Annotated in this window: 25 protein-coding genes; 16 read left to right on the top strand and 9 right to left on the bottom strand. The window is 66.1% G+C overall.

The features are described from left to right. Nucleotides 1–343: 343 nt before the first annotated feature. Nucleotides 344–970: a glycerate kinase gene (locus tag V9E98_10220; protein ID MEI2717355.1), complete on the top strand. Its 627-nt coding sequence runs from the start codon at nucleotides 344–346 to the stop codon at nucleotides 968–970. Here V9E98_10220 and mscL read toward each other — a convergent pair. Further along, complete coding sequence (gene mscL, locus V9E98_10215; protein ID MEI2717354.1) at nucleotides 963–1,457, bottom strand: large conductance mechanosensitive channel protein MscL; 495 nt, start codon at nucleotides 1,455–1,457, stop codon at nucleotides 963–965. The genes V9E98_10220 and mscL overlap by 8 nt on opposite strands. Nucleotides 1,458–1,626: 169 nt before the next feature. Here mscL and V9E98_10210 point away from each other — a divergent pair, with 169 nt between their 5' ends. After that, nucleotides 1,627–2,310 (top strand): queuosine precursor transporter, encoded by a 684-nt coding sequence (locus tag V9E98_10210; protein ID MEI2717353.1) that lies wholly within the window; start codon nucleotides 1,627–1,629, stop codon nucleotides 2,308–2,310. Here V9E98_10210 and tgt read toward each other — a convergent pair. Genes tgt through V9E98_10195 form a run of 3 tightly spaced genes read right to left on the bottom strand, consistent with a single transcriptional unit; the run spans nucleotide 2,286 to nucleotide 4,588 of the window. After that, the gene (tgt, locus tag V9E98_10205; GenBank protein MEI2717352.1) at nucleotides 2,286–3,515 is read right to left on the bottom strand and encodes a tRNA guanosine(34) transglycosylase Tgt; all 1,230 of its coding nucleotides are present in this window, start codon (nucleotides 3,513–3,515) and stop codon (nucleotides 2,286–2,288) included. The two genes, V9E98_10210 and tgt, sit on opposite strands and share 25 nt — an antisense overlap. 4 nt (nucleotides 3,516–3,519) lie before the next feature. Further along, nucleotides 3,520–3,876 carry an FKBP-type peptidyl-prolyl cis-trans isomerase gene (locus V9E98_10200; protein ID MEI2717351.1) on the bottom strand — a complete coding sequence of 119 codons (357 nt, stop codon included), beginning with the start codon at nucleotides 3,874–3,876 and terminating at the stop codon, nucleotides 3,520–3,522. After that, nucleotides 3,863–4,588: a hypothetical protein gene (locus tag V9E98_10195; protein MEI2717350.1), complete on the bottom strand. Its 726-nt coding sequence runs from the start codon at nucleotides 4,586–4,588 to the stop codon at nucleotides 3,863–3,865. The genes V9E98_10200 and V9E98_10195 overlap by 14 nt, the downstream gene beginning before the upstream one ends. A gap of 57 nt (nucleotides 4,589–4,645) precedes the next feature. Between V9E98_10195 and V9E98_10190 the strand changes: the two genes are divergently transcribed. Together V9E98_10190 and V9E98_10185 are read left to right on the top strand one after the other, a co-directional pair. Further along, complete coding sequence (locus V9E98_10190; GenBank protein MEI2717349.1) at nucleotides 4,646–5,392, top strand: lysophospholipid acyltransferase family protein; 747 nt, start codon at nucleotides 4,646–4,648, stop codon at nucleotides 5,390–5,392. Between the two features lie 2 nt (nucleotides 5,393–5,394). Then, entirely contained in the window at nucleotides 5,395–6,576 is a 1,182-nt protein-coding gene (locus tag V9E98_10185; GenBank protein ID MEI2717348.1) for a galactokinase, read from the top strand. A 17-nt stretch (nucleotides 6,577–6,593) separates the two neighbouring features. On the opposite strand, the gene V9E98_10180 is transcribed toward V9E98_10185, so the two are convergent. Beyond that, nucleotides 6,594–7,127 (bottom strand): hypothetical protein, encoded by a 534-nt coding sequence (locus V9E98_10180; GenBank protein MEI2717347.1) that lies wholly within the window; start codon nucleotides 7,125–7,127, stop codon nucleotides 6,594–6,596. A gap of 115 nt (nucleotides 7,128–7,242) precedes the next feature. Further along, nucleotides 7,243–8,328 (bottom strand): DNA adenine methylase, encoded by a 1,086-nt coding sequence (locus V9E98_10175; GenBank protein ID MEI2717346.1) that lies wholly within the window; start codon nucleotides 8,326–8,328, stop codon nucleotides 7,243–7,245. Between the two features lie 87 nt (nucleotides 8,329–8,415). Between V9E98_10175 and V9E98_10170 the strand changes: the two genes are divergently transcribed. The 4 genes from V9E98_10170 (at nucleotide 8,416) to V9E98_10155 (ending at nucleotide 12,263) form a co-directional block, all read left to right on the top strand. After that, entirely contained in the window at nucleotides 8,416–8,715 is a 300-nt protein-coding gene (locus tag V9E98_10170) for a hypothetical protein (GenBank protein ID MEI2717345.1), read from the top strand. An 88-nt stretch (nucleotides 8,716–8,803) separates the two neighbouring features. Continuing rightward, complete coding sequence (locus tag V9E98_10165; protein MEI2717344.1) at nucleotides 8,804–10,486, top strand: circularly permuted type 2 ATP-grasp protein; 1,683 nt, start codon at nucleotides 8,804–8,806, stop codon at nucleotides 10,484–10,486. Next, the gene (locus V9E98_10160; protein MEI2717343.1) at nucleotides 10,480–11,385 is read left to right on the top strand and encodes an alpha-E domain-containing protein; all 906 of its coding nucleotides are present in this window, start codon (nucleotides 10,480–10,482) and stop codon (nucleotides 11,383–11,385) included. The genes V9E98_10165 and V9E98_10160 overlap by 7 nt, the downstream gene beginning before the upstream one ends. Next, nucleotides 11,385–12,263 (top strand): transglutaminase family protein, encoded by an 879-nt coding sequence (locus V9E98_10155; GenBank protein MEI2717342.1) that lies wholly within the window; start codon nucleotides 11,385–11,387, stop codon nucleotides 12,261–12,263. Before V9E98_10160 ends, V9E98_10155 begins: the two co-directional genes overlap by 1 nt. 1 nt (nucleotide 12,264) lies before the next feature. Here the strand turns inward: V9E98_10155 and V9E98_10150 are convergent, their stop codons facing one another. After that, the gene (locus tag V9E98_10150; protein MEI2717341.1) at nucleotides 12,265–12,981 is read right to left on the bottom strand and encodes a TetR/AcrR family transcriptional regulator; all 717 of its coding nucleotides are present in this window, start codon (nucleotides 12,979–12,981) and stop codon (nucleotides 12,265–12,267) included. A 134-nt stretch (nucleotides 12,982–13,115) separates the two neighbouring features. On the opposite strand from V9E98_10150, the gene V9E98_10145 reads away from it, so the two are divergent. Then, the gene (locus V9E98_10145; GenBank protein ID MEI2717340.1) at nucleotides 13,116–14,048 is read left to right on the top strand and encodes an NAD-dependent epimerase/dehydratase family protein; all 933 of its coding nucleotides are present in this window, start codon (nucleotides 13,116–13,118) and stop codon (nucleotides 14,046–14,048) included. Nucleotides 14,049–14,052: 4 nt separating this feature from the next. On the opposite strand, the gene V9E98_10140 is transcribed toward V9E98_10145, so the two are convergent. After that, a complete protein-coding gene (locus V9E98_10140) occupies nucleotides 14,053–14,487 on the bottom strand; it encodes a YccF domain-containing protein (GenBank protein MEI2717339.1) in 435 nt (144 codons plus the stop codon). Nucleotides 14,488–14,557: 70 nt separating this feature from the next. Here V9E98_10140 and argS point away from each other — a divergent pair, with 70 nt between their 5' ends. The 3 genes from argS to acpS are packed head-to-tail and all read left to right on the top strand — an operon-like array spanning nucleotide 14,558 to nucleotide 19,160. After that, entirely contained in the window at nucleotides 14,558–16,216 is a 1,659-nt protein-coding gene (argS, locus tag V9E98_10135) for an arginine--tRNA ligase (protein ID MEI2717338.1), read from the top strand. Between the two features lie 56 nt (nucleotides 16,217–16,272). Next, the gene (locus V9E98_10130) at nucleotides 16,273–18,795 is read left to right on the top strand and encodes an AMP-binding protein (GenBank protein ID MEI2717337.1); all 2,523 of its coding nucleotides are present in this window, start codon (nucleotides 16,273–16,275) and stop codon (nucleotides 18,793–18,795) included. Then, the gene (acpS, locus tag V9E98_10125) at nucleotides 18,792–19,160 is read left to right on the top strand and encodes a holo-ACP synthase (GenBank protein MEI2717336.1); all 369 of its coding nucleotides are present in this window, start codon (nucleotides 18,792–18,794) and stop codon (nucleotides 19,158–19,160) included. Before V9E98_10130 ends, acpS begins: the two co-directional genes overlap by 4 nt. 17 nt (nucleotides 19,161–19,177) lie before the next feature. Here acpS and V9E98_10120 read toward each other — a convergent pair whose 3' ends face one another. Continuing rightward, nucleotides 19,178–19,645 carry an Rrf2 family transcriptional regulator gene (locus V9E98_10120; GenBank protein MEI2717335.1) on the bottom strand — a complete coding sequence of 156 codons (468 nt, stop codon included), beginning with the start codon at nucleotides 19,643–19,645 and terminating at the stop codon, nucleotides 19,178–19,180. Nucleotides 19,646–19,774: 129 nt separating this feature from the next. Here V9E98_10120 and lysA point away from each other — a divergent pair, with 129 nt between their 5' ends. From lysA to thrB, 4 genes are all read left to right on the top strand, one after another. After that, nucleotides 19,775–21,190: a diaminopimelate decarboxylase gene (gene lysA, locus V9E98_10115; protein ID MEI2717334.1), complete on the top strand. Its 1,416-nt coding sequence runs from the start codon at nucleotides 19,775–19,777 to the stop codon at nucleotides 21,188–21,190. Nucleotides 21,191–21,364: 174 nt separating this feature from the next. After that, nucleotides 21,365–22,648, top strand: a complete 1,284-nt coding sequence (locus V9E98_10110; protein ID MEI2717333.1) for a homoserine dehydrogenase — start codon at nucleotides 21,365–21,367, stop codon at nucleotides 22,646–22,648. Continuing rightward, a complete protein-coding gene (gene thrC / locus V9E98_10105) occupies nucleotides 22,648–23,715 on the top strand; it encodes a threonine synthase (protein MEI2717332.1) in 1,068 nt (355 codons plus the stop codon). Before V9E98_10110 ends, thrC begins: the two co-directional genes overlap by 1 nt. Continuing rightward, the gene (thrB, locus tag V9E98_10100) at nucleotides 23,712–24,647 is read left to right on the top strand and encodes a homoserine kinase (GenBank protein ID MEI2717331.1); all 936 of its coding nucleotides are present in this window, start codon (nucleotides 23,712–23,714) and stop codon (nucleotides 24,645–24,647) included. The genes thrC and thrB overlap by 4 nt, the downstream gene beginning before the upstream one ends. Nucleotides 24,648–24,676 lie beyond the last annotated feature (29 nt).

Here is a 24,676-nt window from a genome sequence, read left to right as displayed (position 1 = left end):
GGGTTCATCGACTGTCTCGCGACCGGCGTCCCGGGTCAGATCGCAATCACTGACGTGAGTGGACCGATGCGGGAACCGACCCCGGCACGGACGTTCGTGTCCGGGTCGGACTGGTACGTCGAATCCGCGCAGGCATGTGGCTTGCACCTGGTGGATGGGCGGCACCGGGATCCGATGCGCGCCACGACCTACGGCGTCGGCGAACTAATTCGCCGCGCCGTGGCGGCCGGTGCCGGGCGAATGATCGTCGGACTCGGGGGATCGGCCACGAACGATGCCGGCGCGGGCCTCTTGGCCGCGCTGGGGGCGGTGGCGCGCAACGAGGAGGGCGCCCCCGCAGGACATGAGTCTCGGTCCGGCAGGGCTGGTCGAAGTGGCGGATGTCGACGTTGCGCCCGCTCGCGCGGCCGTGGCCGGCATAGACATCGTGATAGCCAGCGATGTGGACAACCCGCTGCTAGGTCCCGAAGGTGCGAGTCGAATGTTCGGACCGCAGAAGGGGGCGACACCGGCCGATATCGACCGACTCGAGTCGATCCTCGGCGGCTTCGCGAGCTGCTGCGCTGCGCCTGACCTGATCACCCGACCCGGAGCCGGTGCGGCAGGCGGTCTGGGGTTCGGACTGATGCTTCTCGGGGGTGAACGTCAGTCCGGCATCGACTTGATCATGCGGGTCACCGGCCTTGCCCGCCTGTGTGACTCAGCCGACCTCGTCATCACTGGCGAAGGTCGCTTCGATGAGCAATCCCTGCACGGCAAGGTCGTGTCGGGCGTCGTGAGCGCGGCGGGGAACACCCCTGTGTTGGTCGTAGCGGGGCAGTCGAACTTGACGCCGGAGGTGGCCCAGGCCGCCGGTGTCGCCGGTGTGACCACTCTGCTGTCCCACGCCAGGGACTCCGCGGACGCGATTGCCCGCGCCGCGGAGTTGCTGCGATCCGTGGCGCGGGATCTGGCGCGCTCGGTCAGCTAGTCGAGTCCTTGGAGTCCGACTCGGCCAGCCGCGCCCGGGCCGCCTCGGGATCAACGAGCAGGTCGCGGATGTCCCGGAGAAGTTCGATCTGCTCTTCAGCCTCCTCCTCGGGGGTCTTGGCGAAGCGGGCTTTGGCGGCGTTCATGGGCGCCACGAAGACGAAGTAGACAACCAATGCGGTGATCAGGAATGTGATGACCGCGGTGATCATGAGTCCGAGATCCAGGGTCTGACCGTAGGGGAGGCTGAGTGTGCCGCCAACACCCTCGGCACCAATTCCGAGGAGCCCGAAGAACATGTTGATGATCGGTTGGATGAGGCCCTTGGTCACAGCGGTGACAACGGCCGTGAAAGCGGCGCCGATGACGACCGCGACTGCCAAATCGATGACATTCCCCCGAAGGATGAAGTCCTTGAATCCCTTCAGCACGCTGCATTCCAATCTTGTCGATGCTTTGGCCCTCGTCGTGCCCGACGTCTCGAGCATCAAACCCACCGATCCGAAGGCGTGCGCAATGCCACACGTTCCCGGAGCCACATCGGTTCCCGGATCCACATCGGTTCCCGGACCGATCCAAGCCTGCGATGCATCGCAAACGTCGGGGTACTGACTGCTGTCTCAATGAAACTAGATCTCCTGTTTCAATGGTCTTCGTATGACTGCCACCCGTACCCCCGCTGATATCCGGTTCGCGAGCGTTCCAGGCGGTCCCTACCCCACGCTGGTGGCCGTCTTCGTCGGGCTGTTGATCCTGTCCAACATCGGGGCGACGAAACTGATCGCGGTCGGGCCCCTCATCACCGATGGCGGAGCCTTCCTGTTCCCCTTGGTTTACATCCTCGGCGATGTGATCACCGAGGTGTACGGCTTCCGGGCGGCTCGTAGGGCGATCATGCTCGGATTCGCGATGTCGATCCTGGCGGCGGTGACTTTCCTGCTCATCCAGGTGTCACCTGCTGCTGACGGGTGGCCCAACCAGGAGGCCTTCGAGGCGGTTCTCGGATTCGTGCCTCGGATCGTGCTCGCCAGCATCCTGGGCTTCTTGGCGGGGCAGTTGCTCAACGCCTACGTTCTGGTCCGGATCAAGGAAAGAACCAAGGAGAAGTCGCTGTGGCTGCGGTTGCTGGGGTCGACTGCGGTCGGGGAGTTGGCCGATACCGTCGTGTTCTGCACGGTTGCCTTCTACGGAATCATCACCGGCGCGGAGTTCCTGAACTACGTCATCGTGGGCTACCTGTACAAGACGGCCGTCGAAGTGATCCTGCTGCCGGTCACGTACCGCATCATCGCGGCCGTGAAGCGGGCCGAGCCGACCTACGCCGAAGCGGCAGTGCGGTAGCGACCCAGGAACTCCGCTTCCAACTCCCGGAATGAGCCCATGATGATGCTGTCCCGGATCTGATCGACCAGCCGCACGATGAACCGCTCGTTGTGAATGGTCACCAAAGTCGCAGCGAGCATCTCCTTGGCCTTGAACAGATGGTGCAGGTACGCGCGGGTGTAATGCCCGCACGTGTAGCAGTCGCACTCCTCGTCGATTGGTTCGAAGCAGCGCCGATTCGCGGCCGACACGAGATTGAACCGGCCCTCCGGACGGTAGGCGGAAGCGTTTCGCGCCACCCTTGACGCGGCCACACAGTCGAAGGTGTCGGCACCGGCTGCGATCGCGGGGAACAGGTCGTCCGGTTCGCCGATCCCGAGCAGATGACGAGGTCGGTCCGTCGGCAGTTCAGCGCAGACCCACGACACGATCGTGCCGAGTTCAGCTTTGTCCAAGGCTCCACCGATGCCGTATCCATCGAGATCCAGAGCTGCCAGGTCAGCGGCTGCCCGGCGACGGAGGTCCTCGAACTGCGCCCCTTGGACGACACCGAACAGGGCCTGGCGCGGGAGGTCCGGGTGCACCTCGGCAAGGCGGCGATGTTCGTCGAGGCAGCGCACGGCCCACCGCTGGGTACGTGCGACGGATTGTTCTTGGTAGGTGCGCGTGTTCATGATCGTGGTGCACTCATCGAAGGCGAAGATGATGTCCGCACCGATCTGCCGTTGCACCTGCATGGAGATCTCGGGAGTGAAGCGATGCATCGAACCGTCGAGATGGGACTTGAAGGTGACGCCATCCTCGTCGACGTGCGCCAACCGGTCCTTGCCGGGGGCAATCACATCGTCCGAGGCAATGGCTGTCGGATCCATCGCTAGAACTTTCTTGAAGCCCACGCCCAGGGACATCACCTGGAACCCACCGCTGTCGGTGAAGGTCGGGCCCGGCCAATTCATGAAGGCCCCGACACCCCCGGCCGCGGCCACGATGTCTGGCCCCGGCTGCAGGTACAGGTGATAGGCATTGGCCAGAACCGCCTGTGCCCCCAGTGCTGCCAACGACTCAGGGAGGACCGACTTCACGGTGGCTTTGGTGCCCACCGGGACGAAGGCCGGGGTCCGGATCGGACCATGTGGCGTATAGATCACACCGGCGCGGCCTCGGGCCGACGGTTCCCCGTGGTCGGCGAGTGTCGCCTCGATCTCGAACGGCAGCCGCGTCACCGATTCAACGGACGTCGAGCAGATCGATCACGAAGATCAATGTGCGGCCAGCGAGCCGGTGACCGCCACTCTCGCCGTACGCCTGGGCCGGTGGGATCACAAGCTCACGTCGTCCTCCGACGCGCATGCCCGGTATCCCGTCCTGCCACCCCTGGATCAGACCTCGGAGGGGGAACTCGATGGAATCGCCGCGGTTCCACGAGGAGTCGAACTCCTCCCCGGTGCCGAAGTCGACGCCCACGTAGTGGACCTCGACCGTGGCGCCCGGTGTGGCTTCGGCTCCCTCGCCGACCACGATGTCTCGGATGACGAGTTCGGTCGGGGGGTCGCCTTCAGGGAAATCGATCTCAGGTTTCTCCATGGGGAGATCCTCTCATCCCGGCGTCGGCCGACTCCTCCCCACCATGTGGCCCCGGCCCGTAGCCGATGCGGCGCAGGCGGGCGAACAGGCGCCCCCAGGGTCCCAGGCGCGGTTTGTCCTCGGCAGCACGCCGTTGCAGTCGGAACCAGCGCAGCCTCAGAACGACGAACCAGATCGCCGTCAGCAGGACATCGAAACAGATGAGCGCAACCAAGTAGGAGTCCATGAGATCGCCCGGGGCTGTGCTCAGGATCTGCTCGAACTGCTCGACTCCTGCGAATCCTCCGCCGATCAGCAAGAAGCCTAGGATCGCGATCGGCACTGTCTTGGCCAGTTCATGCGCGATCGCCTCGTTCGTGTGAGCGAGCAAGCGGGCGCCGCCGACGATGGCCACAGAAGCGACAACGACCTCTTCGGCGGTCCGTTCGATCGCAGCGGCGGATAGGAGCAGGAACAGTGCGAGCAGCCAGAAGCACATCATGATCGGGATCGTGACCACGTAACGGAGCACCCCCGCCCAGTTCGCCCGCGGCGCCGCGGTGTCGGAGCGGATCACCGGCAAGCGGGGGTGCTGCATCGTGCGGTAGACCAGCCACAAGATCGCTGCGAACAGTGCCATCCCAGCGGCGAGGAACACGACATCCGACGGGCCGCCGGCCAGGTCGAGGGTGAATCCGCTCGTGGTGGGATCGGTATCGTCGACTGCAGGCATGGGCCCCAGTGTGCCGCCGGGAGGACCATCGGGCCGTGCTTTCGATAGCGTGGCGGGGTGCTGGACATCACCTATCCGCCCATCATCCTGAGCGGCTACGGCTTCTTCCGTCTGCTCAATCTGAGCTTCGTCACGACCGGCGGCGAGAATCTCCCGCGCACGGGAGGTGCCGTGCTGGCGAGCAACCACGTCTCATACTTGGACTTCATCTTCTGCGGCTACGCTGCTCGACCCGCCCACCGTCTGGTCCGCTTCATGGCGAAGAAGTCCACCTTCGATCACCGCATCTCCGGACCCCTCATGAGATCGATGCATCACATCCCGGTCGACAGGTCGGCGGGGTCTCATGCGTTCGATCGTGCGGTCGATTCGCTACGGCAAGGTGAGGTGGTCGGAGTCTTCCCGGAGGCGACCATCAGCCAGTCCTTCGAACTCAAGGAGTTCAAGACGGGCGCGGTGCGAATGGCGGCCGCAGCTGGCGTGCCCGTCGTTCCGATGATCACGTTCGGCGGCCAGCGGTTGTGGACCAAGGGGCACAAACGCGACCTCGAACGCGGAGCCACCGTGTCCCTGACCCTGGGTCCGCCGTTGATGTTCGACCCGGCAGAGGATGCGGACGCCGCAACCGGGCGGATGCGAGCGGCGATGGTGAAGTTGTACGACGACACCATCGAGCGCTACCCGGACAAGCCGGCCCCCGGAACGTGGTGGTGGCCCGCTCGCTTCGGCGGGGGCGCTCCCACGCCCGAACAGATGCGGGCGCAAGAGGCGGAGGAGCGCCGCTCACGGGAAAGGGGCGGCTGACGGTGGTCACTCGTAACGGGCAGATCGACGCTGCGGTCGAGATCTTCGGGCCTGCGACGGAACAACCGGCGATTGTGGTGCGATCCCCGGGACGGGTGAATCTGATCGGTGACCACATCGACTACAGCGGGGGACTGGTGCTTCCGATGGCACTGGATCGCGGGACCACCGCGGTGTTCCTTCCCCGGACCGAGCCCGTGGTGCGCGGGTATTCCGAGAACTTCCCGGACATCGGGGTCGTGAGCGCGCGGCTGGGTGCGACCGGGTTCGATCCCGACCACGAGTGGTTCTCCTACGTGTTGGCTGTCGTGGACACGGCTGCAGGAGAAGGCTTCACACCCACTCACGGATTCGACATCTATCTCACGGGCAACATCCCCGAGGGTGGGGGCCTGTCCAGTTCCGCCAGTGTGGAGATGGCGGTGGCCGTCGGTCTTGAGGCGCAGTTCGGGTTCGGGCTCGATGCCGCGGGGTGGGCGCAGCTCTGCCAGCGCGCGGAGAACTCGTACATCGGGGTGGCGTCGGGGATCATGGATCAACTGGCGATCGCGCAGGGTCGAGCCGGCAACGCCATCCTCATGAACTGCGCGAGCCTGGAGTGCCGGTACGTTCCGATGCCGGTCGATCTTTGTACGGTGGTCATCGCCAACACCAACCACCGCAGGCAGTTGGCCGACTCCGCCTACAACGAGCGCCGCGCGGCCGTCGATCGAGCCTTCGACGTCATCAACGCCGAATCGGAGAGATCGTTCCCCGATCTGGTGTCTGTTGACCTGGCCACCCTCGACCGTCTGGAACCGGCGTTGGCCGAACAGGACCTCCTCGCCGCGGCGCGGCACAGCATTACTGAGCATCAGCGTGTCATCGCTGCGGCCGAAGCCTTGGCAGCAGGCGACCTCGCGCGGGTCGGCGCTCTCATGCGGCAGTCCCACGAATCCCTGCGCGATGACTTCCGTGTGACGGGTCCCCACCTGGATGCGCTCGCGGAGGCCGCGTGGGCGACTCCCGGAGTCATCGGCGCTCGCATGACGGGTGCCGGTTTCGGCGGCTGCACCGTCAATCTCATCGAGAACTCGGCGGTCGAGTCGGCTTCCGCCGAGATCTCGCGGCGCTACCTGGCGGCGACCGGTGTCGCCCCTGAACTGTTCGCGGTCACTCCATCAGACGGCGCAGCCGTGCGCTGACCCGCTGCAGGCAAGAGTCAGAGCATTCCGCCCCAGGGGCCCCAGCCGACCTGTGAGACGATCCGGGCGGCCGCGCGGGCATTCCAGTTGGGTCGCAGGACATCAGGCCCGGGCGCGCCACCGGCGAACTGCAGGGTTCCGCCATCGTTCAACTGGAACAAGCCCCAGTCCTTCGTCCCGTTCGTGTTGGTGTCATTGACGACGTTGGGCAGCAGGCGGCTCTCGCGCCACGCGATCCTCAGCGCGCTGTCGAAGGCTGCATTGCCCAGGGACTTGCGGAAGGCGCGTTTGATGTACAGGGCTGAGACGACCTGGACCGGCATCAGCGCCTCCTGGTCCATGGCGTCACCGATCACGGACACCACGCGACGCTCGACCTTGGGCAGAGCCGCCTGGGCCTTGTCGCTCAAAGCGTCGGGCAGTGCCCGGGGGGGCATCGGATACTCAAGCAGTTGCGGCGCTGCGGGCGCCTTGGCTGCGGCTGGGACAGCAGCCCCCGCCGTGATCAGACCAAGAACCGACAGCAGAAGTAACCGAATCGTTCGCGACACGCCGCCCAGTCTTGCGGGATTTGCGCCCGAGTGCATGCTAAAGGGCCGAAATACCTCTGAGGAGGTCGTGGAGGGAGGGCGCCAGATCAGTCGCCGAATGGGGACTCTACTCGGATCATCTGCCGTGGGCCAGTGCGACTACCACGCCTCCGTGGGAGCGCGCTGCGTCGAGTGCCGCTGCGACGTCATCGGTGGATCCGGCCACGACCAGCATCTCGTGGTTGCGCAGGCGCCCAACGGTGCCGACCTTGACCCCATGGGGATCGTGAATACCGATCCGAGCACCCACATAGCGGGCTGAATCGAAGGTCAGTACCTCGGCGCGCTGGTGCCCCGCCCCCAATAGCCATTGTCGAATCTCGTGGGCATCGACCCAGGATTCGTCGTTATAGGAGACGACGACCGTGTTTGCCCGCAGGCTCGCGACAACCCCGGCGAGTGCTCCGGCGAACTCCCGGCGACGGTTGAATGGGCTGCGGTGGGGGTCGGTGCGCAGGTCGAGGCGCTTGCAGGCCACTCCGTAGTGCTCCGGCTCGTCTCCGGCCACGAGAGTCGTCCATATGTGGTAGTTCGATTCGTACCGGTGGTGGTTGTAGGGCGGGTCCAAGTAGGCCAGGTCGACCGACGGCAGGTCGTCGACCACGGCGGTGGCATCGGCCCTCAGGGCGGTGCCCGGTCCGGGTAAGAGGTCCGGAACCTCGAGGTGGAGGTCGTGGAACGACCGCGGTGCCCAATGTTTGAGATAGGCCATCTGGACACCAGTCGTGGAGTCCACTCGGTCGGCCGCCAGCAACAACGACGTCAACAGCACCGGATGCAGGGCGGTACCGCGAAAGTCCTCGATCGCGTCGCGGATCGCGTCGATGCGCTGCCCGTTGTGCTCTTGGAAGAATCGCGATCGGCGACAGAAAGTCTCGGTGAAGTACCCGTCGCGGCCGGGCAGCAGGTTGAGTTCAGCGACGACTCGCTGAACCTCGTCATGATCGATGTCGGCGGCGTCGGTGCCGATGAAGCAGCGGGCGAGCACGTGGCTGTAGGAAGCGGAGTCGACGGCCGTCACATGGACGCCATGCTGCTTCCAGGCCCGTGCCACCCGGGTCGTGCCGGTGAAAAGATCCACGCCCGATCGCGCCGAGAGGGCGGCGGCGATGGCAGTCAGGGCAGGAACAAGTCTGCGCTTGGATCCGAGGTACTTGATCATGGCCTCTACTCGTCCCGCTCACTCCGCCACGTCTCGCGAGACCTTCTCGGGGGTATCTCTTCGCTGTTGCGCGACTAGAGTAGGCGCATGGACGATGACGAACTCGCCAAACTGATGCGCGAGATCGACCAGTTCGACAACCCGGGTACGGCTGCGACGCCTGCCCCCGCCCCAGTCGAACGCTCCAAAGAAGTGGCGACGACCGGGTCGGCCGCCAAGGGCAAGTGGGTTGCGGTTGCCGCTGTCGGCGGTGGGATCGTCGGCGCTGTGGTCGGCGGGTTCTTGTGGTTCCTGCCGGGAGTGGACAGTGTGTCCACCGGCCTCGGAGCTGCCTTGGGTGGGGCCATCGTGGCGTTGGTGGGGAAGCCGCCGAAGTGGCTGGACTGAGAAACGTCCCCGCCAACCCCCTCCCCCGCGGAGGGCTGACGCGATCGTGCTACCCGCCGGTAACAGCGCGTAAACCCGGGAGGGACGCATGAGTCGGGTCGAGTCGGACCCGCCGTCCGCCGAAACGCCCTCGGCAGGGACGCCCTCCCCAGGGACGCCGTCCGCCGGGGTGTCGTCCGCCGGGGTGTCGTCCGCCGGGGTGTCGTCCGGCGGGATGCCCTTCGACGAGATGTACGACGCCGAGGAACATCCGCGCCCGACTCACGCCGGGCTCTTGCGGGCACTGGAGCGACTGGGTCCGGAAGGCATGCTCGAACGCGGCCGGTTGCGCGACGCCTATCTGGATCAGCAGGGCATCACTTTCACCTTGTCCGGACGCGAACGTCCACTTCCGCTGGACCTGGTACCGCGCATCCTTACGGCCGAGGATTGGGCCCGGATCGAGATGGGCGTCAAGCAGCGCATTCGTGCGCTGGAGGCGTTCCTTGCCGACCTGTACGGACCTCAAGAGGTTCTCGCCGACGGCATCGTGCCGCGCCGCCTCATCGTCTCCAGCACGCACTTCCACCGTGCGGCCGCCGGCTTCGGCCCACCCAACGGGGTCCGTATCCACGTGGCGGGAATCGACCTGATCCGAGACGAACAGGGTGCGTTCCGCGTGCTCGAGGACAATCTGCGCAACCCGTCAGGCGTGTCCTACGTTCTGGAGAACCGGCGCGCCCTGGCGCACGTGCTGCCCGAGGTGTTCGGCGGTCACCGTGTGCGTCCGGTCGAGGAGTACCCGGAACAGTTGCTGAACGCGCTGCGAGCCGCCGCCCCACGCGGTGTCGACGAGCCCGTCGTCGTGGTGTTGACCCCCGGAGTGCACAACTCGGCGCACTATGAGCACGCGTTCCTGGCGCGACGCATGGGCGTCGAACTGGTCGAGGGGCGGGATCTGTACTGCCGGGACGGATTCTTGTGGATGCGCACGACCTCCGGGCCGCAGCGTGTCCACGTCGTCTACCGGCGTATCGACGACGAGTATCTGGACCCACTCCATTTCCGGTTCGACTCGGTGCTGGGAGTGCCGGGAATCCTGAACGCGGCCCGCTCCGGCCACGTGTCGATCGCCAACGCAGTGGGAAACGGTGTCGCGGATGACAAGGCCGTCTATCCGTATGTCCCCGACCTCATCGCGTACTACCTGGACGAGAGTCCGATCCTGCCCAACGTCGACACCTTCGACCTGCAGGACCCCGATCAGCGCTCATTCGTCCTGGGTCGGATGGACCGCATGGTGCTCAAGCCGTCCGACGCGTCCGGGGGAGTGGGACTGCTCATCGGCACCAAAGCGTCTGACGAGGAGTTGGAAGCCACTCGCGAGAAAGTCCTGGAGGATCCCCGGGGCTGGATCGCCCAGCCGGTCGTCACGTTCTCGACCGCGCCCACTGCGGTCGACGACGGTTTCCTCGGCCCTCGTCATGTGGACCTGCGACCGTTCGCCGTCAATGACGGCGAGGACATCTTCGTGCTTCCGGGCGGACTGACCCGGGTGGCCCTGCCCGAGGGCTCTCTGGTCGTGAACTCCAGTCAGGGCGGCGGCTCGAAGGACACGTGGGTCCTCGAAGATGACGATGCCGTTCCGGGGCGCCTGGCACCTCGACCTGTCCGACGGGTACGCCGGACCCCCACCACCGGCATCGCGCGCACGCATGCTCCCCGGCCCCACGACGAGCGCCACCGACAGCAGGAGGGCCAACAACAACAGCAAGGGGGAGCCCCATGCTGAGTCGGATCGCGGAGTCCTTCTTCTGGATCGGTCGCTACATCGAACGTTCCGAGGCCACGGCTCGCCTGCTTGCGGAGCACCATCAGTTGTTGATCGAGGACCGCACAGTGCCCGAGGACGTAGCGTGCGCCATCCTGCTGGACTCGCTGTCACTTCCCAGCGTCCCTGTGCACGACGCTCCGGGGTTGGTCGGGGCCGTCATCGGCTCTTCTCAGGACGCTTCCACCATCGTCGGATCCATCGCAGCTGCGCGCGAGAACGCACGCAGCATCCGCGATCAGTTGTCCGGCGAGGTCTTCGAGGCGCTGAACGCCACACACATCGCGCTGAGCCGCGGCATGGTCTTCGCGGCCAGCCCCGGGGTCGCGCTGCAACGAGTGATGGAGCGTCTGCTCGTGGTCAACGGCGTGGTCGAGTGGACCATGTCGCGCGATGAGGGCTACCTGTTCCTCTCTTTGGGCCGATCCCTGGAACGCATCGACATGACGGCGCGGCTGCTCGGTGTGCGTCACGACCAGTTGTGGCCGGACAGCGGACCGGTCGCGACCCTGCGTGCCGCAGGAGCGTTGAGCGCTTTCCTGCGGACGCGCGATCCCATGGATGGCGATTCGGTGCGGCGGTATCTGGTGCTGGACGACACGTTCCCGCGATCACTGCGTGCCTGTGCTGAGCAGGCGGAGCTGTCCGTCCGGGGGCTCGAGCGGGTGGGCGCCAGTGATGGTGGCGACTTGTTGCGCGAAGTGGGCATGCTGCGGTCCCAATTGGAGTACGCGGTGGAGCCTTCCCCAGCTGAGATCGATGTGCTCGCCGGACGTTCCCAACTCGCCGCATTACGCGCCAGCGACTGCGCTACTCGCGGGTTCTTCCATCAGGCCGGCACCATCGTGTGGAGCCACTGATGCCCGGCCGCCGCCTCAAGATCACGCACCGATCCGGGTATCGCTACGTCACCGATGTGCACGCGTCGTTCAACGAGGTACGTATGACTCCGGCAGAGGTCGGTGGCCAGGTCCTGCTGAACCACGAACTCCAGATCGAGCCGCGCGGGGTGGTGTACGCCTACGAGGACTACTGGGGCGCGTTGGTCGAATCGTTCGACATCCACGAACCGCACCGGGTGCTCGAGATCGTTGCGTTGTCGACCGTGGAGACCCCCGGAGGTCATCCGGCGGCGCCCGGTGTGACCTGGGACGAGATTCACACCACCGCTGTGACGGATCGCTTCTGCGAGTTCCTCGCAGCGGGCGGTTTCGTGGACGACGCCTGGCAGGATCCGACTCGGGTCGCCATGCTCGAGGAACTCAGGGCACTGCCCACTCCTATGGCAGCGATGGAAGCGGTGGTGGCCGAGGTGTACTCCCGGATCCGCTACACCCCCGGCGTGACGTCAGTCTCCACAACGGCTGCCGAGGCCTGGGCTGCGGCAGAGGGGGTTTGTCAGGACTTCTCGCACGCGTCGTTGTCCCTGCTGCGCGCGCTCGGTATCCCGGCGCGTTACGTCAGCGGGTACCTGCACACCGAAGAGGAGACCATCGGTGAGACGGTCCTGGGTGAGAGCCACGCCTGGATCGAGGCCTGGTGTGGCGGGTGGGAAGCCTTCGACCCCACGAATGACCGGCGCGTGGCGTCCGCCCACGTGAAAGTCGCCTCTGGGCGGGACTATCGCGATGTCCCGCCACTGAAGGGTCTGTACGCGGGGGGTGGATCAGAGGATCTCGGTGTGGTGGTCGAGATCACGCAGTTGCCACCGGACGAGAAGCGCAGTTACCTGTGGTGAGTCACCCGAGGCCCAGGTAGTCGACCATCCGATCCAGTTCGCCAGCGTAGAACGGGTTGTGGGCAGCCCGTTCGTGCGTGACGACGTTGTGGACCTGGCCGAACAGTTCGAACGAAACGGCGCCGAACATCAAAGTCCACGCCATCAGACCGCGGAACATCAGTTCGGCAGGGACGGTGATGCCCTGCTCAGCGAGCACTCGCAGGATCGGGGCGAGGGTGCGCTCCTCGGCAGGGGTCGGTACAGGTAGCCCCGGTTGCAGGCCCCTCGCCGCCGCGTCGGCGATGATCGCGACCAGCAACTCGGTGACGCGGGTCGCCGGACCGATCGTGTCCTGGGGGGCGGCGTAGCCGGGAACCGGAGTTCCGTACACGAGCGACCATTCGTGTTCGTGCGCGAGAGCCCAGGTCCGCACGGCCCGCCCGATGGCCCGGAACCTCCCCCCAAGGTCGCTCCGAGGAACGGCGCTCTCCGCGGTGGCGACGTCATCCGCCAGAGAGTTGAAGGCGTCGATGATCAACTGGGTGAGTAGGGCATCGCGGCTGGGGAAGTAGCGGTAGATCGCCGACGATGCCATATCGAGTTCGCGGGCGATCGCCCGCAGAGACAGTGCGGCCGCACCCTCGGACGCCAGCTGGCGGCGTGCCGAGTCCAAGATCGCGGCGGTCAGCTCGCGGCGATTGCGAGCTCGGATTCCGGCGGCGGTCTTCGTGGGCATGGCCCCACAGTACCGGCAAGTGAGAGCGATAGTAAGAAATGTGAGCACTGCTCTTGACAGTCCCGCGCCATTGGCGCAAGGTGGAAAGCGAGAGCGGCGCTCACGGTTTGCGCCTTGGTTGAAGGGAGACTCGGATGTCAGGTCAGGTTGTTTTCGGAGCAGGTCCGGTGGGGCGCGCCATCGCCGAGGAACTGGCGCAATCGGGCATCGACGTGATCCTGGCCTCCCGGTCCGGGCGGGGTCCGGGGGTCACCGGAGCGACTCGCGTGGCGATCGACGCCTCGGATGCACAAGCCGTGGGCGAGCTGTGCCGCGGAGCGTCGGTCATCTACAACGCACTCAATCCGCAGTACCACCGTTGGGGCACGGACTGGCCCCCCATGGCGGCCGCGCTGCTCTCGGCCGCTGAACTGTCGGGTGCCGTGCTGGTGACGGTGTCCAACCTCTATGCCTACGGTCCTGTGTCAGGACCCATCACCGAGGAACTGCCGCTGGATGCCCGCGGCACGAAGGGGCGAATTCGAGCTCAGATGTTCGCCGATGCGCTGCGGGCACACACCGAGGGACGGGCGAGGACCGTCGAAGTCCGCGCCAGCGACTACATCGGGCCCGGCGCCGAAAGTCATATGGGCGATCGGGTTATCCCGCGCATTCTGGCCGGCAAGGCGGTCAAGGTCATCGGCGCCACTGACCAACCGCATTCCTGGACCTATGTCACTGATGTCGCAACCCTGGCCATCGCGTCCGGAGCCGACGAGTCGTCCTGGGGGCGGGCCTGGCATGTCCCGTCGAACCCCCCGCGGACCCAGGAGCAGGCCGTGGCGGACCTGGCGGCGATCGCCGATCTACCGGCGCCGAAGGTGAGCGCCTATCCCGGTTGGATGATGGCGGCCATCGGGCTGTTCAGTCCGACCGTGCGCGAAGTGAGGGAGACGACGTATCAGTTCGCCGCGCCCTTCGTCATGGACTCCACCGCCGCCCAGCAGCACTTCGGCATCACCGCGACGCCCTGGAGTGAAGTGCTGACCGCGACCATGAACTCCTACCGCGAGCCGCAACCGGTCTGACGGTTCACTGCACGGGCACGTACTGCTGGTAACCCGACTGCGGTGTCTGGTCGATGGGGACGATCATCTTGCCCAGCGGATTGATGCTCAGCCGGGCGAGCTTGAAGTTGGCGATGCCGAACGGGATCCCGATGATCGTGATGCACAGCAGCACGCCGGTCACGAACTGACCGATCGCCAGCCACAGGCCCGCGAAGATGAACCAGATGATGTTGCCGATGAAACTCCCGACGCCGGCGTCGGGATCCGCGCGCACGGTCCTGCCGAATGGCCACAGAGCGTAGCCCGCCAGGCGGAACGCCGCGATCCCGAACGGAATCGTGATGATCAAGAAGAAGAGGATGAACATGATGACCCCGGCCAGCGCGTAGCCCAGAGCACTCCAGAACCCGGAGAGGACGAGCCACAGGATGTTCAGGATGGTTCGGATGATTCCCATGGGGCCATTGTGCCTGCCTGGGGGGTCCTGCGGGTCGGTTCGGTTGTGAGGTGGCCACTACCCTGGGTGCGTGACTCCTGAAGGCGTGGCCAGTGCTGTCAGTGATGCGATCGTGGCGGCGGCCGCAGCGCATGGATTCGAGTTGACCGAGACGCCGCAGGTTCGCGTGGAACGGCCTCGCAACCGTGAACATGGCGACTATGCGACGAATGTCGCGTTGGCGACATCCAAGAAGGTGGGGGTCCCGCCCCGGGAGTTGGCCACGGCCATCGCCGATCAGTTGCGTGGCACCCCTGGCATCGCGGCGGTGGAGATCGCCGGACCGGGCTTCATCAACATCAAGGTCGAAGCCGGTGCCCAAGCCGAACTCGCGCGCACGATCGTCACGGCCGGGGAGCGATACGGCACCGGCAGCCAACTGGCGGGCACTGCGGTCAACGTCGAGTTCATCTCGGCCAATCCCACCGGCCCATTGCATCTGGGTCACACGCGCTGGGCAGCGGTGGGTGATGCGATCGCGCGCGTACTGGCAGCAGCGGGAGCCAGTGTCGCCCGTGAGTTCTACATCAACGACCGCGGCGTGCAGATGGACAAGTTCGGGGACTCGATCGCCGCCGCCGCGGCCGGACAACCCGCGCCATCCGACGGTTATCACGGCGCCTACATCACTGACCTTGCGGCGCGCATCCTGGCCGACCACCCTGAATACGCCGATCTGTCCGGGGAGGAGCGCACCGAGGCATTCCGCGAGGCCGGGTACGCCATCCAGTTGCGGCAACAGAAGGACGTGCTGGATCTGTTCCGCACACACTTCGACGTCTGGGCATCCGAACGCGCCTTGCATGAGTCCGGCGCTGTCGATCGGGGAATGGCGAAGCTGCGCCGGCAAGGGCATGTGTACGAGTCGGACGGGGCGGTGTGGTTGCGCACGACCGAGTTCGGGGACGACAAGGACCGCGTTCTGATCAAGGCCGACGGAGAGCTCACGTATTTCGCCAGTGACACGGCCTATTACATCGACAAGCGCGAACGTGGCTTCGACATCTGCCTGTATCTGCTCGGCGCTGATCACCACGGATACGTGGGGCGACTGAAGGCGGTCGCCGCCTGCGCTGGGGACGATCCCGACTTCAACATCGAGGTGCCGATCGGTCAGATGGTCAAGATGCTCAAGGGTGGCGAAGAAGTCCGCCTGTCCAAGCGGGCGGGCAACATCATCACTCTCGAGGACCTCGTCGACGAGGTCGGCGTCGACGCCGCCCGCTACTCGCTGATCCGCTACCCGGTCGACTCCCCGCTGACCTTGGACCTCGATCTGCTGATCAAACGCTCCAGTGACAACCCCGTCTTCTATGTGCAGTACGCGCACGCGCGCATCTCCTCGGTGCTGCGCAATGCGGCTGCTCTGGGCATCGACTTCGAGGTGGCCGATTTCCAGCCCGAGTTGCTCGATCACGAGCAGGAGTCCCTTTTGCTCGGAGCGCTGGCCGAGTACCCGCGCGTTGTCGCGTCAGCGGCCGAACTGCGCGAGCCCCACCGGGTCGCGCGGTACCTCGAGGATCTCGCGACGGCTTACCACAAGTTCTACGACTCGTGTCGGGTCCTTCCGCGCGGAGACGAGGACCCGGGGCCTGTCACGATTGCCCGACTGTGGCTGTGTGCCGCGACCCGGCAGGTGATCGCCAACGGGCTGGGACTGTGCGGTGTATCCGCGCCCGACCGGATGTAACCAGGTAGGGGTTAGTTAGGGTAGCCTAACCTTCTGGTTCGGAGCCGGGAGGAACGTTGGGTCGTCAGGTCCGCGAGGCGGTCTCAGTGCTGCGGCACATTGACGCGGGCGCCGACGCCGTCGCTGTCGTCGCCGGGGATCAGCTGATCACTTACGCCGAACTCGATCGTCTGGTCGATGCCGCAGCCCAACGAATCGGTCCGGCGCGGTCTCTGGTCGCGATTGCCGGCGAGAACACGGTCTCCGCGCTGACCGCCTACCTCGCGTGCCTGCGCCACGGTCACGTGGCGTTGCTGGTGCCGCCGTGCACGGCCCAGGCCATCACTGCGGTGCACAGCCCTGATGTGACAGTCGCGGGCGGGGTCTTCGAGCGGCGGTTCTCATCGTCGGGGCGTGACCTGCACCCGGACCTCGCGGTCTTGTTGAGCACCTCGGGCTCCACGGGCAACGCGCGGCTCGTACGGCTCTCACACAGCAATATCAGCAGCAATGCCGACTCGATCGTGACCGCTCTCGGCATCACCGCCTCGGACCGTGCGATCACGACCCTGAGTCCCGCCTACAGCTATGGGCTATCGGTCATCAACTCGCACCTGTCGGTCGGCGGGCGCGTCGTGCTCACATCGGAGTCCGTCACCGATGACGAGTTCTGGCGCACCGCCAGGCAGCAGCGAGCGACCACTCTCGCCGGAGTCCCGCACACCTTCGACCTGCTGGAACGCATGGGGTTCAGCGGCCGCATGGCACCGGAACTGCGGCTGCTCACGTGCGCCGGGGGGCGCTTGGCCCCAGACGCCGTGCGCCGCTTCGCCGCTGTCGGTCGCCGGGACGGATTCGACTTGGCGGTCATGTACGGACAGACCGAAGCCACCGCCCGGATCGCGTGCCTGCCCCCTGGCCTTGCCGACCAATTCCCGGAATCAGTGGGGTGGCCTGTGCCCGGTGGTTCGGTCCGGCTCGCGGACGTCGATGACGAGGGGGTCGGGCGGCTGCTGTACCGCGGACCCAACGTCATGATGGGCTACGCCCACTGCCCAGCCGATCTCGCACGCGGTGCGGAGCTCACGGAACTCGATACCGGTGATCGAGCCCGGATCGCCGCCGACGGTCGCATCGACATCATCGGGCGCCAGGACCGGTTCGCCAAAGTGTTCGGATACCGCATCGACCTATCCGATGTCGACCGAGCGTTGGAGCAGGCCGGAATTCGAGGCGCCTCTGTGGCCATCACGAATGCTCTGGGCGTGGTCGCCTGCGCCGACGACCCGGATCGAGTGCGAGATGTTGTTGCCGGCGCCTGTCGGATTCCGGCCGGGGTCATCCGCGTGGTTTGTGTCCCAGAACTTCCCCGGGTTTACGCCGGAAAGCCCGACACGGTTGCCCTGTCCCGTTTGGTCGCAGATGCGGCGCCCACGCCACTGGTCGGTGACCCAGTCCGCCGACTCGAGACGGTCTACGGTCGGCTGCTTCGCCGTCAGGTGTCCGAGGACGACAGTTTCGTCTCGCTGGGAGGCGACTCCCTGACATTTGTCGCCGTGTCCGTGGAAGTGGAACGGACTCTGGGGCACTTGCCCCCCAACTGGCACACCCGCACCATCGCGGAGCTCGCCCGCCAGGACCACGAGGAGCCGGCACGCCCGCAGACCTCGAGTTTGCGTCAGATGGATGCGGGAGTTGTCCTGCGTGCCTGCGCGATCCTGGCCATCGTGGCCTCGCACGCCAACCTCCTGGATCTGCGGGGCGGAGCCCACTTGCTGGTGGCACTGCTGGGGTTCAACCTCGCGCGATTCCCCCTGTCCGATCCGGACCGACGTCGAGGCATGCGTTCGACGATCCGCCACACGGCCGAGCTGCTGGTTCCGTCCGTGCTCTGGGTCGGCGTCCTGGCCGCGGTCACCACCACGTACTCGTGGTCCGCACTGGGCTGGAACCCGATCGCCAATCCCGTCACCGACAATCCAGACTGGCGCTACTGGTTCGTCGCGGCGATGGTCTGGATCCTGCCTGTAGTGGTCGCGGTGGTCGCCTTGCCTCAGGTCGATCGCCTGCGCCGGCGATACCCGTTCGGATTTCCTCTCGTACTCGCGGTCGGGGCGTGGACGGCCTTTGTCCTGTGGGTGCCGGAAGCTCGTCCCAGCAGTCTGTTCGCCCCCTTGGCCGTGCTGTGGATCTTCTTGCTCGGATGGGCGGCGGCTCAGGCAGCGGACACCACCAGACGGCTGCTGCTCTCGGCTGTCATTCTGATCACGGTTCCGATCAGTTACGACGGAGGCCGGATGTGGACCATCCCCGTCCTGCTGTTGCTGCTGGTATGGATCTCCCGCGTACCGCTTCCCCCCGTGGTGGCAGTCGCTGCGGCCGCCTTCGCCGAAGCCTCGTTGTACATCTTCCTGGCACATTGGCAGGTACTTGAAGTGTTCGCCGGATGGTGGGCGCTGGCCCTGTCCTTGGTCCTCGGAGTCGTGATCCAGCGCGGCGTCGCCGCAGTGCGCTCAGGTGTCGCGGTTCGATCGGGAAGTGCGGCTGCTCGTGCCCCGAGCGCAGTGGGTCGTGTCGGGAATCCGGCGGGCGTGTCATGAACATCTCGACCGGCATCGACATTGTGCAGGTGGATCGGATCGAGCGGCTGATCGCGTCATCTGGCGCGTCGTTCCTCAATCGCGTGTTCACCTCAGTCGAACTCTCCGAGTGTGGCGTCGACTCCCAGCGCCTGGCCGCACGGTGGGCGGCCAAGGAGGCAGCTATGAAGGCGCTCGGCCAGGGGTTGGACCGAATCGCGCCCACCGACGTCGAGGTCGGGAAGGGGCCGCACGGCGCCCCGGTCCTGACACTGTACGGGTCGGCTCTCACCGCGGCCGAAAGCAGCGGGTGGAGTTCGTGGTCGGTGTCCATCTCCCACGACGGTGACTACGCAACCGCCATCGTGGTGGCGCTGTCCAGTTGATCTACCTCAGCCCCATGTCAGCGACGTTCCCAAGCCCCGGGTTGATCCAGCAGTGAGGCCGTGTCCTCGGGGAGGTGCCCGGCTGCAATGTCGGCCAGCGTCACGTGTTCGAGGACGGCTCGCATCGACGCCCGCGTGGCGACCCAGACGTCGCGGAGCGACCCAGCGGGCCCGGCGTACTCCGTGTCCTCGGGTGGTTCGCCTCTCACTGCGGCCAACGGCCCCTCCAGCGCCCGGATGATGTCGGCGACGGTGATCAGATCCGCCTGGCGCGCCAGGCGGTAGCCGCCGTCCGCTCCGCGTTGGCTGGCAATGAATCCGGAGCGACGCAACTGGTTCAAGATCCCCTCGAGAAACTTCGGTGGGATTCCCTGCCGCGCGGCCAATTCCTCGCTCTTCACCAGTCGGTTGGGCTCATCGCGATTGACTGAGGTGAGTTCGACCAGGGCCCGCATACCGTAGTCGACGCGCGCGGAAACCTGCATGGTGCCATCTAACCGGATCGGAGCCGCTGTCCGCGGGGTCACTCCCGAGCGACAAACGAGGACTCGGTGGGGTCTCGTCAACTTCGGGACAGTGACCGCGGTTGCCCGACCCGCCCCTACGCTGTGGGCATGCCCGCTCATCCCGCCGGACCGCGCCACAGCGATGTCATCGATATCCACGGGGCGCCCCCGCGCCCCCTCGACACTGCTGAGTTGAACCACCTCGATGCTGCGGTTTGGCCGACCAGTGCTCGTCGTGAGTCAGGTGGTGTGGTGAGTGTGGGTGGTGTCGATGTCGTCACCGCGGTGCGCGAGGCGGGGAGTCCCGTTGTGCTCCTCGACCAGGATCAGGTCCGCAGCGCCGCCCGCGGCTACGCGCGCTCCTACGATGCCACTGGCACACCGACCCGGGTCTACTACGCGGGAAAGGCCTTCCTCTCGACGGCGGTGGCGCGCTGGATCACCGACGAGGGCGTGGACATCGACGTCTGCACGGGCGGGGAGCTGGAGGTCGCCCTGCGCGCCGGAGTCACGCCGGATCGCATCCTGTTCCATGGCAACAACAAGAGCGAGGCCGAACTCATCCGTGCGCTGGAAGTGGGCGTGGGCAGGTATGTCATCGACTCGTGTCTCGAGATCGCCCGCCTTGGCGCCTTGGCGCAGGACGCTGGTGTGGTAGCGGATTGTCTCGTTCGAGTGACAGTCGGGGTCGAAGCGCATACGCATGAGTTCATCGCCACCGCTCATGAGGATCAGAAGTTCGGCTTGGCTCTCACGGATGGATCGGCGCGGGAGGCGGCCCGCCGCGTGGCGGCCTTGCCGTCACTGAATCTGGTCGGGCTGCACTCTCACATCGGCTCCCAGATTTTCGACCCGGCGGGTTTCGAGGTCGCTGCGCGCCGCTTGGTCGGTTTCGCCGCGGAGCTGGCCGCAGAGGGGCTCTCGATCCGGGAGTTGAATCTCGGTGGGGGAATGGGGATCGCCTACACCAGCGCCGACGACCCTTTGGATGTCGCTGACATGGCTGCGGCGATCGTGTCGATCGTGCGCCACGAATGTGATCGGGCGGACCTGCCACTACCACTGCTTTGTGTGGAACCGGGTCGGGCCATCATCGGGCAGGCGGGGATCACCGTGTACACAGTCGGGACGATCAAGGCGATCGATCTCGGGAATGGCCTGACGCGCACGTTCGTGTCGGTCGACGGGGGAATGAGCGACAACATCCGGACGGCGCTGTATGACGCGGAGTACACGGTCGCACTGGCGAATCGGGAGTCCGACGCCGAACCGATGCTGTGTCGCGTCGTCGGCAAGCACTGCGAGAGCGGGGACATCGTTGTCCGGGACTGCTGGTTGCCGGCCGATCTGGCGCCCGGGGATCTCTTGGCGGTAGCGGCCACTGGCGCCTACTGCCGATCGATGGCGTCGAACTACAACCAGGTGCCCCGGCCCGGGGTCATGGGAGTGCAGGACGGGCACCTCGAGACTGTCCTCCGACGCGAGACCATCGATGATCTGCTGTCACTCGATCCCGGCGCATGAGGCGAGATCGTCACGTCGGGTCGGCCGGCTGTGGTCTGAGACCCCGCCCTCACCCGGAGGAGTCCCGATGTCGACGTGCCAGGGGTTCGCGGCGCGAATGAACTTCCGACGCGCGACACTAGAGTCACACAATGCTCGCTCGGGGTGTGCCCGAGCCCGCTCGGGAGGTGTCTGGTGACGGACGAGGTGACAGTTGCGCTGCTCGGTGGCGGCACCGTCGGCTCCCAAGTGGCGCGGCTGTTGACCGAAGGGGCGCAGGATCTCGCGGCGCGTGTCGGTCGGCCGCTGCGCCTCGTCGGGGTCGCTGTCCGCGACACCTCCCGACAAAGGCCAGGGGTTCCCGCCGAACTGCTGACCGCCGACGCCGCCGCGCTTGCCGGATCCGGTGCCGATGTGGTCGTGGAGGTCATCGGTGGCATCTCTCCCGCCGACGAGTACATCCGCTCGGCGATCGAGGCTGGATCGAGCGTTGTGTCCGCGAACAAGGCACTGATGGCCGAGCAGGGCGGTGACCTGCACGCGGCCGCCGAAGCAGCCGGTGTCGACCTCTTCTACGAAGCGGCTGTGGCCGGGGCCATTCCATTGCTGCGACCGCTGGGTGATTCGTTGGCCGGCGACCGCATCAGTCGGGTCATGGGCATCGTCAACGGCACCACCAACTACATCCTGACCCGCATGGACGAAGAGGGGGCCGACTACTCGGAGGTGCTCGCGGACGCGCAGCGGCTCGGCTACGCCGAAGCCGACCCCACCGCGGACGTCGCGGGTCACGACGCGGCCGCCAAGGCGGCGATTCTGGCCAGTCTCGCGTTCCATACCCGCGTCACGTTGTCCGACGTCCATTGCGAGGGCATCGAGAGCGTCACGGCTGACGACGTCGAAGCCGCGCGAGACATGGGCTACGTCATCAAGTTGTTGGCAATCGCCGACATGACCTCCGACGGCTCCGGTATCTGTGTGCGAGTACACCCCACGATGGTGCCGCGCACGCATCCGCTGGCATCGGTCCGAGGGGCCTACAACGCGGTGTTCGTCGAGGCCGATGCCGCGGGGCAGGTGATGTTCTATGGCCAGGGCGCGGGTGGGGAACCCACCGCTTCGGCGGTTCTCGGAGACCTTGTGACGGCGGCTCGACATCGTGTCTCGGGTTCCTTGGGGGCCGCGGCTTCGACGTACAACGACGTGGCGATCCTGCCCATCGGTGACGCGAGCACGAGTTACTACGTCGACTTCCACGTGGTGGACAAGTCCGGGGTGCTGGCCGAGATCGCGCAGGTGTTCGCCGATCACGGTGTGAGCATCTCCGGCGTGCGTCAGGACGGCCGCGGCGACGAAGCGCGCCTCATCATCCGAACCCATGCAGCCACCGACGAGTCGCTGTCCCGCACCGTTGCCGCCGTGTCCGAACTGGAGTCGGTCCGGGAAGTCGCGGGGATGATGCGCGTGGTGAGCGACTGATGGATACCGTGCAGCACGGCACCGGTCAGTGGCGGGGCATCATGACCGAATACGCCCGGCGCCTTCCCGTCGGTAACGCATTGGTGTCCTTGTGCGAGGGTGGCACACCGTTGATCCGGGCTGATCATCTGAGCGCCTTGGTCGATGCGGACGTCTGGCTCAAACTCGAGGGCGCGAACCCGACGGGTTCGTTCAAGGACCGCGGCATGACCATGGCCATCTCGCGGGCTTTGGACGACGGCGCCGAGGCTGTCATCTGTGCGTCCACGGGGAACACCAGTGCCAGCGCAGCGGCGTACGCGGGTAAGGCCGGCCTGGTCAGCGCAGTCCTCATTCCCGACGGCAAGATCGCCATGGGGAAACTCGCACAGGCGATCATCCACGGCGCGCGACTCCTGGCCGTCCAAGGCAACTTCGACGACTGCCTCACGCTCGCGCGTGACCTCGCGGACAACTATCCGGTCTCGCTGGTGAACAGCGTGAATCCGGTCCGGATCCAGGGCCAGAAGACAGCGTCATTCGAGATCGTGGATCGTCTGGGTGACGCCCCGGACATCCACTGCCTGCCGGTGGGTAACGCGGGCAACATCACCGCCTACTGGCTGGGCTATCGCGAGTACGCCCAAGCCGGTCCTGCCGATCGACTGCCGCAGATGTGGGGTTTCCAAGCTGCGGGAGCCGCGCCCATCGTGACCGGCGAACGGGTGGCACACCCGGAGACGATCGCCTCGGCGATCCGCATCGGAAACCCGGCGTCGTGGGATGCGGCGGTGGCCGCGCGGGATGAATCCGGCGGGGTCATCGAATCCGTCACCGACGAGCAGATCCTCACCGCGTATCGGTTGTTGGCGCAGCACGAAGGAGTCTTCTGCGAGCCGGCCAGCGCCGCCGGCGTCGCGGGTCTGCTGCAACGCGCGGATCGGGTCCCCACGGGCAGCACGGTGGTGTGCACGCTGACCGGAAACGGACTCAAGGATCCGCAGTGGGCACTGGAGTCCGCGCCTGAGCCGACCGTTATCCCGGTGTCTGCCACTGTTGCGGCCGAGCATCTCGGGCTCGCTCCGTGACACCGGGTCCGAGTTCCTCCGGGTTGGTTGCCGGTGCTCGAGCGCAGGTCACGGTACCCGCGACGAGCGCCAATCTGGGGCCCGGTTTCGACTCCCTGGCCTTGGCGTTGACACTTCGCGACAAGTACGACGTCACGCTGTCAACCGATGACCGCATCACGGTCGATGTATCGGGAGAGTCGGCGGATGAACTTCCCCGCGACGGGTCCCACCTCGTGGCAACAGCGTTCGTGACGGCCTTGGCCGAATTCGGTCGCTCCCCGACAGGTTTCCGCCTGGCCTGCCGTAATGCGATCCCACAGGGCAGAGGTCTCGGTTCCTCCGCGGCGGCCATCGTCGGTGGGGTTGCCTTGGCGGCGGTCCTGGCCGACGTGACCGACCCCGAGGCGATCGTCGAAGTGGCGACCGCTGTTGAAGGTCACCCGGACAACGTCGCGGCTGCGGTCATGGGGGGCCTCACTGTGTCCTGGCTCGACGGTGGCGCTGGTCGGGCGGTGTCGCTGCCTGTCGCCACCGAGGTCGCGCCTGTCCTGCTCGTCCCGAAGACGGTCAGTCCCACGTCAGCGGCTCGCGCCGCCCTGCCGACCTCCGTGCCCCACGGTGATGCCGCGTTCAACGTAGGGCGCAGTGCCCTGCTTGTCGCCGCGCTCACGTCGGAACCCGAGTTGCTCTACCCCGCGACCGAGGATCGACTTCACCAACGTCAACGCGAGCAGACCTACCCGTCATCCTTGGCCCTTGTCGATCAGCTCCGTGCCTCGAAGTGGGCGGCAGTCATCTCGGGAGCGGGGCCCTCTGTATTGGTGTTGACCGATCAGCCGGGCGCCGAACGGATTGTGCAGCAGCGCTTCGAGGGTTTCCGGGCGCTGATCTCAGGGATTGGTACCGGAGTTGAGGCGACACGCATCGGTGAGCAGTTTGTCGTTTCGTGACGTGAGCGTGTTAGGCTGCCGACACCGCA

It is taken from the genome of Candidatus Nanopelagicales bacterium, from assembly GCA_037045355.1.
In the GTDB taxonomy this organism is placed as follows: domain Bacteria; phylum Actinomycetota; class Actinomycetes; order S36-B12.
Note: the sequence above shows the minus strand (reverse complement) of the source record. Positions and strands in the feature narration are given on the sequence as shown.